We start from the raw sequence: 6,732 nt of genomic DNA on the forward strand, positions 1-6,732 counted from the left end.
CCGAGCTGGAACACGGGATAGGATCCCCTGGTTTAAACGGCCTGCCACGCCGGTAACCTTACTTTCATTCTTCTTATCATGGACTGCCTGTGATATTCCATTGGGAGTAACATACAAGGTTTCAGGTCTCAGGTTTCAGGCAAAGGCAAAAGAACATTGTCTCGCGACCAGGGTCCTTTCCTCCGAAATGGTCCCCCAGAGGGAGAGATTGTTTCCTTCATGTTGCGTCCGGAAATTCGACACCCGAGACCTGAAACTTGAAACCTTCTTCCCGGTCTTTCCCTGAAACCTGAAACCTGAAACCTGGAACCGCCTCTAGTATTCCGAGAGCGCCCACTCTTCGTACTTTCCTCCGTCGAGCTCGGCGAGGAAGCGGGAAGGGCGCATGATGATGTGACCGGCCTGGCGGTCGAAGGCGAGGATGGGGTAGCTGAGGTACAGCTCGTCCATGGCGCGCGTCGATGCCACGTAGAAGAGGCGTCTCTCCTCTTCGATGGCCCCTTCCTCCACCGCTCTCGGGTTCGGGAACCTTCCTTCGGCGCACCAGATGATGAAGACGACCTGCCACTCGAGACCCTTGGCCTGGTGGATGGTGCTCAGTATGACCCGTTCATCGTCCGTGTCGCCGGCGGCGACGATCTCTTCGCCGGAGATGCCGCTCATCAGGGACAGCTCGCTGAGGAATGTCTCCAGGGAGTGGTACCTCGTCGAGAAGTTGATGAGCTGGCCCAGGTCTTCGAGGCGCGCCTCGTAGTTGGGATAGGTGAGCTTGAGGTATTCGATGTAGCCGTGCTTGAGGACGGCGGAGATCATGTCGCCCGGGGCCTCGTCGGCGAAGAGGTTCTTCAGCTCACCAAAGAGCTCCGACCATACCTCGATGTTCTCCTTCCTGATGCCCTTGAAGGTGTCCGCGATCCTGCCAGAGATGAGGGGATCGAAGGGGTCACTCTGTTCCCTGAGGTAGGCATAGATGTGGTCGGCGGTCTTCTTGCCGATGCGGGGAAAGATCCTGAGCATCCGCTTCCATGAAACCTCGTCGTCGGGGTTCGACATGACGCGCAGGAAGGAGACGACGTCCTTGATATGGGCCTGCTCGAAGAACCTGAGCCCGCTTCGGATCTCGAAGGGGATGCCCCGGCGGGTAAGCTCCATCTGCACTTCCATCGAATGGTAATGGGCGCGGTAGAGGACCGATATCCTGTCGAGGGGGATGCCCTCATCGGAGAGCTCCAGTATCCGCTGGGCCACGAACTCGGCCTGCTGTATCACGTCCCGCGATGGCGCGACGACGGGGACGACGCCGCTCTTCTTCACGCTGTGCAGGGTCTTTTCGAACTGGTTGAAGTTGAAGGAGATGGAGTTGTTCGCGAGGTCCAGGATCTCCGGAGTGCTGCGGTAGTTCGTCTCCAGCTTGTACACCTTCGCCTCGCCGTAGCGTTTCGGGAAATCTAGTATGTTCTGGAAGTTCGCCCCCCGGAAGGAGTAGATGCTCTGGGCGTCGTCGCCGACGACCATGACGTTGCGGTTCAGAAGTCCCATGAAGTCGATGATCTCCGACTGGATGCGGTTGGTGTCTTGGTACTCATCGACGAGGATGTGGCGGAAGGTCATGGCGTAGAGCTTGCGCAGTTCCTCGTCCTCGGCGAGGAGCCGGTGCCAGTATGTGAGGAGGTCATCGAAGTCCATGGCGTTCGCCTCCCGCTTCTTTTCCATGTAGATCCCGTGCACCGCCACCATTTCGTCGGCGATGTCGTAGAAGAAGGGGCTGCGTTCCCGGATGGCCTCGTCGACGGTCTGCATGGTATTGGCCGCATAGCTGAAGAGTTCCTTCACGACCCCGCCCTTGGGGAACATCCGCGCCTTCGCGTCGATCCCCGATGCCTTGATGGCGAGCTCCACGACATCCTTCGCGTCCTCGTTGTCGAGGATGGTGAAGCTTTTGCGGTAGCCGACGCGCTCGGCGTGCTGGCGGAGGATGAGGTTGCCGATGTGGTGGAAGGTGCCGCCCCAGATGTAGCGGGTGTCCATCTTTACGAGATGTTCGACGCGATGGAGCATCTCCCGGGCCGCCTTGTTCGTGAAAGTGAGGAGCAGTATGCCTCCCGGTGGAACGCCCCTCTCGAGGAGATGGGCGACCCGGTAGGTGACGACCCTCGTCTTGCCGCTCCCCGCCCCGGCGATGACGAGGATGGGCCCGTCGTCGGAGAGGACAACGTTAAGCTGTTCTTCGTTGAGCTCCCGGGAGTAGTCGATGGCGGTCTTCACGGGGGAGACATCGCGGTGGATGGTATATTTTCTCACAGGCCTACATTATGCCCCCGCCCGGTCGGGCATGTCAAGGCGGCACCGGGGGACCGGTCAAGGGGGCAAAGAGAGTTTTTGTCGGTGATTTTTCTCGATTTTTTTGGTAAACTCAGTGAAATTTCGTGTCCGATCATTAATCACGCAAAGGAGGATCTATCATGCGTATCGTATTATTGGGAGCGCCGGGAGCCGGCAAGGGTACAGTTGCGAAGTCGTTGACGGAGTTTGACGGGTCCGTGCAGATCTCCACGGGAGACATCCTGCGCAACGCCGTCAAGGCGGGGTCCGAACTGGGCAAGAAGGCGAAGGGCTACATGGAGCGGGGCGAGCTCGTACCCGACGACCTCATCATGGACATTATGGAAGTCAGGATGAAAGAGCCCGATTGCCAGAAGGGTTTCCTTCTCGATGGTTTCCCGAGGACCATACCCCAGGCGGAGGCATTGAAGAAGCTCCTCGACAAGATCGGCATGAAACTCGACGCCGCCATCAACCTCGACGTCCCGACGGATGTCATCCTCGACAGGCTGACGACAAGACGGACCTGCTCCAATCCTGACTGCCAGGAGATCTACAACATAAAGAGCAAACCGCCGAAACCCGATGGGACCTGCTTCAAGTGCGGTTCTCCCGCGGTGCAGCGCGCCGACGAGACGGAGGAGGCCATCAAGCAGAGGCTTGCCACATATAACGAAAAAACTGCCCCTCTCATCGACTTCTACAAAAAGGAAGGGCTTCTGAAGATCGTCAGTTCCCTGAACAGCTCGGAGATCGTGGAAGAGATAAAGAAGGCGGTGAAGAAGTAAGAATACAAAGAATACAGGTTATGGGTGATGGGTTATGGGTGATGGGGAAAAGACTCCAGAGGCCATGCGCACGCTGTTGGGCATAGGGTCTTTTGTTTCTTGGCAGTTCCCATAACCCATGACCTATTACCCATGACCCGCCTCTATCATGCACTTCGGCGTATCCACATATTTCCTCACTAACGACGGTCTCGACGGCGTGATCGACAGCATTCTCGCGGCCGGGATCGGGGTCGTCGAGCTTTCCTATGAGCCTCCCCACCTCTTCTCCCTCGACGGCGCGCTGACGGACAGGGTGCGGCGCCTGGCAGGAGATGGTGTCGGGTTTTCCATGCATGGCCCCTTCCTCGAGATGAACCTGGGAAGTTACGTCGACGAGATACGGCGCGTTTCCAGGGAAAGGATGCTCGCCGCCCTGAGGCTCTCCGCCCGGCTTGGTGCCGACCCGGTCGTGGTCCACCCCGGCTACTCCTTTTTCCGCAAGCTCAAGGATTACGACAGGGAGTTGAAAGTGCGGTTCATCGAGGACCTCTGCACCGTTCAGGAAGAGGCAAGGTCTCTTGGGGTCAGGGTCGCGTTGGAGAACATCTTCATGTCCTACTTTTACTTCCAGGAACTGGACGAGTTTGCCGCCATCAATGAGGCCGTTCCCGGAATAGGTGTCACCCTCGACATCGGCCACGCCTACATATCGAAGTGCATGGCGAAGCATCCCGACCCCGAAGGCGCGATCATCGACGATGTACACCGCATGGGCCTCAAGAACCTCTTTCACGTGCACCTGCACAACAACAGCGGCAGCCGCGACGACCACGACTTCGTAGAAGGTTCGATCGACATGGCAAGGGTCCTGAAGGGCTTGAGCGACCTCGGCTACGACGGCAAGGTTGTCATCGAGACCCTGGACATCGAACGCCTCGGCTTCCCCGCGGTCCTCCAAAAACTGCAACAAATTGCGCCCTGACGGGCTGTCACATGCCAGAGACCGTCACAGGTCACAGGTCCGGAAACCAACGAAGAAACCCGCTGTCCAGCTCAACAAGACCCATGGGGCTGAGACCAAATGGGGGGGTAAGGAAGAGGGGGCAGGGAGCGAGGGCGCGGAGTGTTTGATAGGACCTATAGGAGAAAATAAGACCTATAGGACGAATAAGACCAATAAGACTAAATAGGACCAATAGGAAGAATCGGGAAGAAATCGATTGTCCGCCGCGGGTGGCGATTGCACTTCAATCTGTCCTATGCGTCCTATCTGTCCTATAGGTCCGATATGTCCTATAGGTCCGATATGTCCTATAGGTCCTATCTTAGTCCTATAGGTCCTATCAGCCGTGCCTGCACCCCCCTTCTTTCTTCTTCAAGCGGCTGCAACGGTCTTCAGCAGCCATATCCACCCCAGGTACGTTACCGGTGAGACGAGGGTTGTCAGTGTCACCGTGCCGGAGGCGAGGTCGGTGTCGCCGCCGAGCTCCCGTGCCATGACGTAGGCCGTGATGGCCGTTGGCGTCGCGAGGAGTATGACCGCCGGGAGGGCCTCTTTCAGGTCTATCGCAAAGACGCGGCAGAACAGGACCGCCAGGGCGGGAAGGACGATGACCTTGAGGGTCGTGGCTAGGGCGGCAGGCTTGATGGTCTTCTTCAGCATCTCCGGAGAAATGGAGCAGCCGATGATGATGAGCGCCATGGGAAGGGCTATGTTGGCCACTATGGTGATGCTCTTCATGACAACGGCGGGTATGGTCACCTTCAGGAAGGCGAGGGCAAGGGCCGCGAAGGTGGCAATGATGACCGGTGTTTTCAGGATCGAAAGTGCCGTTCTCATCACGTTGCGGTGTTTCCCGGAAGACAGGGAAAGTGCCAGTACGGCTCCGGCATTGTTGAAGAGGATCAGTATCCCGACAAGGAGGCTTCCCTTTTCGAGCCCCTCATCACCGAGAAGATAGAAGATGACGGCAAGACCTACATAGGTCACGTTGCCATGGAACGTCGTCTGGATGAAGCTCCCGCGTTTACCGCCCCGGTAACGGGCTGCCGCGGCCGAAAGGACGGCGAGGGCCATCACTATGGCTGTCGGGATGATGAGCGAGAGGACAGACAACCATCCTATGTCCTTCATGTTCGCCTTCAGGATCCCCGTGAAGATGAGAAAGGGAAGGGGGAATCGGAAGACGAAACGGTTCGCCTCCGAGACAAAGTCGTCGGAAAGCGTGTTCCTGCTTCTCAAAGCGTACCCGAAGGCGATGATGATGAAGATCGGAGCTATGGTTTTCAGGATATCCACTTATACCCCCCAAAAACGTCGATGTACAGGCAATCTACGGTCTATTTGTTCACTATGGGAAACATACGATTCCATACCATTTTTTCCATTCTTCCGCAAGGCCTTAACTGTGGCCAATTACTTGATATCAGGGCATTTTTGGCCTTGTGATTTTTGTTGACAAAGGAAAGGATAAAAGGATATAAGAAAGTGAAATTAGTAACAATATCAAACTCAGGGGGTAGAAGGGATGTTAAAAGAGTCGTTGATAAGCGAATTTCAAAAGATCGTAGGCAAAGACAACGTCCTCACAGCGCCAGAGGCCCTGAAAGCGTATTCTTACGACGGAACGACAAGCTGGGTCCATGAGCCGGATGTCGTTGTCTTCCCTAAGTCTACGGATGAAGTGTCCCGGATCATGAAGCTGGCCAACGCTGAAAAGATACCCGTAACCCCCAGGGGCGGCGGCACAAACGTCAGTGGAGGGTCTGTTCCCTGGCATGGCGGCATTGTCATGGCCATGACGAAATTCAATCAGATACTCAAGGTTGACAAGGAAAACCTGACCGCCACGGTCGAGCCGGGCGTTGTCCTCCAGGACCTCACCCTGCGGCTCGCGAAAGAAGGCTTGTTCTTCCCGCCCGATCCGCAGAGCTTTCTCGGTGCGACGATGGGCGGCATCATATCTGAGAATGCCGGCGGCCCTGCCGGCGTGAAGTATGGCGTCACAAAACAGTATATTCTGGGTGTCGAGGTGGTCCTTCCGAGCGGCGAGGTCATTCATCTCGGTGGCAGAACGCTGAAGAATGTCGTTGGTTACGACCTGCTGCATATTTTCATCAGCTCCGAGGGAACACTCGGAGTTATCACCAAAGCCGAATTGAAATTGAACCCCCTGCCACAGGCAAGAAAGACGCTCTGCGTTGTCTATGACGATGTCTCGGTCGCCGGCGAAGGTGTTTTCCGCGTGCTCGAGAACGGCGTTATTCCCTGCAAGATCGAAATGGTCGATAACTGGGTCATCAACAGGATCGAAGAGATGATGCCGATCGGCCTGCCGAAGGATGCCGACGCATGCCTCTTCTTCGAGGTCGATGGGATCCCTGAGGTTGTCGAGAAAGAAGCGCAGAAGATCGCGGAGATCACAAAGCAGTACGGTGCGAAGGAAGCCCGCATCGCACCAAATATGGACGAGGCCAACAAGTACTGGCTGGCCCGGCGTGCCGGTTTCGCCGCTGTATTTGGAAAAGCCAAGCAGGTATTCGCGGAAGACGTCACGGTACCGCGTGGAAATATCCCCAAGTTCGTCAAGAAGATCAGGGAACTGGCCAAGAAATATGATGTCGAGATCGTCGTCCTCGG

General features: G+C 56.6%; 5 protein-coding genes. 3 read left to right on the forward strand and 2 right to left on the reverse strand.

All coding sequences use genetic code 11. The annotated features are described in order from the left end of the window. Positions 1-315: 315 nt before the first annotated feature. Positions 316-2,301 (reverse strand): ATP-dependent helicase, encoded by a 1,986-nt coding sequence (locus GXX82_00235; protein ID NLT21453.1) that lies wholly within the window; start codon positions 2,299-2,301, stop codon positions 316-318. 161 nt (positions 2,302-2,462) lie between these two features. Between GXX82_00235 and GXX82_00240 the strand changes: the two genes are divergently transcribed. Both GXX82_00240 and GXX82_00245 read left to right on the forward strand, forming a co-directional pair. After that, entirely contained in the window at positions 2,463-3,110 is a 648-nt protein-coding gene (locus tag GXX82_00240; protein ID NLT21454.1) for an adenylate kinase, read from the forward strand. 148 nt (positions 3,111-3,258) lie between these two features. Beyond that, positions 3,259-4,074 carry a sugar phosphate isomerase/epimerase gene (locus GXX82_00245; GenBank protein ID NLT21455.1) on the forward strand — a complete coding sequence of 272 codons (816 nt, stop codon included), beginning with the start codon at positions 3,259-3,261 and terminating at the stop codon, positions 4,072-4,074. Between the two features lie 393 nt (positions 4,075-4,467). Here GXX82_00245 and GXX82_00250 read toward each other — a convergent pair whose 3' ends face one another. Then, entirely contained in the window at positions 4,468-5,391 is a 924-nt protein-coding gene (locus GXX82_00250) for an AEC family transporter (protein ID NLT21456.1), read from the reverse strand. A gap of 229 nt (positions 5,392-5,620) precedes the next feature. On the opposite strand from GXX82_00250, the gene GXX82_00255 reads away from it, so the two are divergent. Then, positions 5,621-6,732 (forward strand): FAD-binding protein (locus GXX82_00255; protein NLT21457.1); only part of this gene is annotated, 1,112 nt, incomplete at its 3' end.

This window comes from Syntrophorhabdus sp., from assembly GCA_012719415.1.
Classification (GTDB): Bacteria; Desulfobacterota; Syntrophorhabdia; order Syntrophorhabdales; family Syntrophorhabdaceae; genus Delta-02.

What these genes read in the sequence shown, in the direction of transcription:
- GXX82_00240 (NLT21454.1), top strand. Translation starts at nt 2,463, where the DNA reads ATGCGTATCGTATTATTGGGAGCGCCGGGAGCCGGCAAGGGTACAGTT.
- GXX82_00245 (NLT21455.1), top strand. Translation starts at nt 3,259, where the DNA reads ATGCACTTCGGCGTATCCACATATTTCCTCACTAACGACGGTCTCGAC.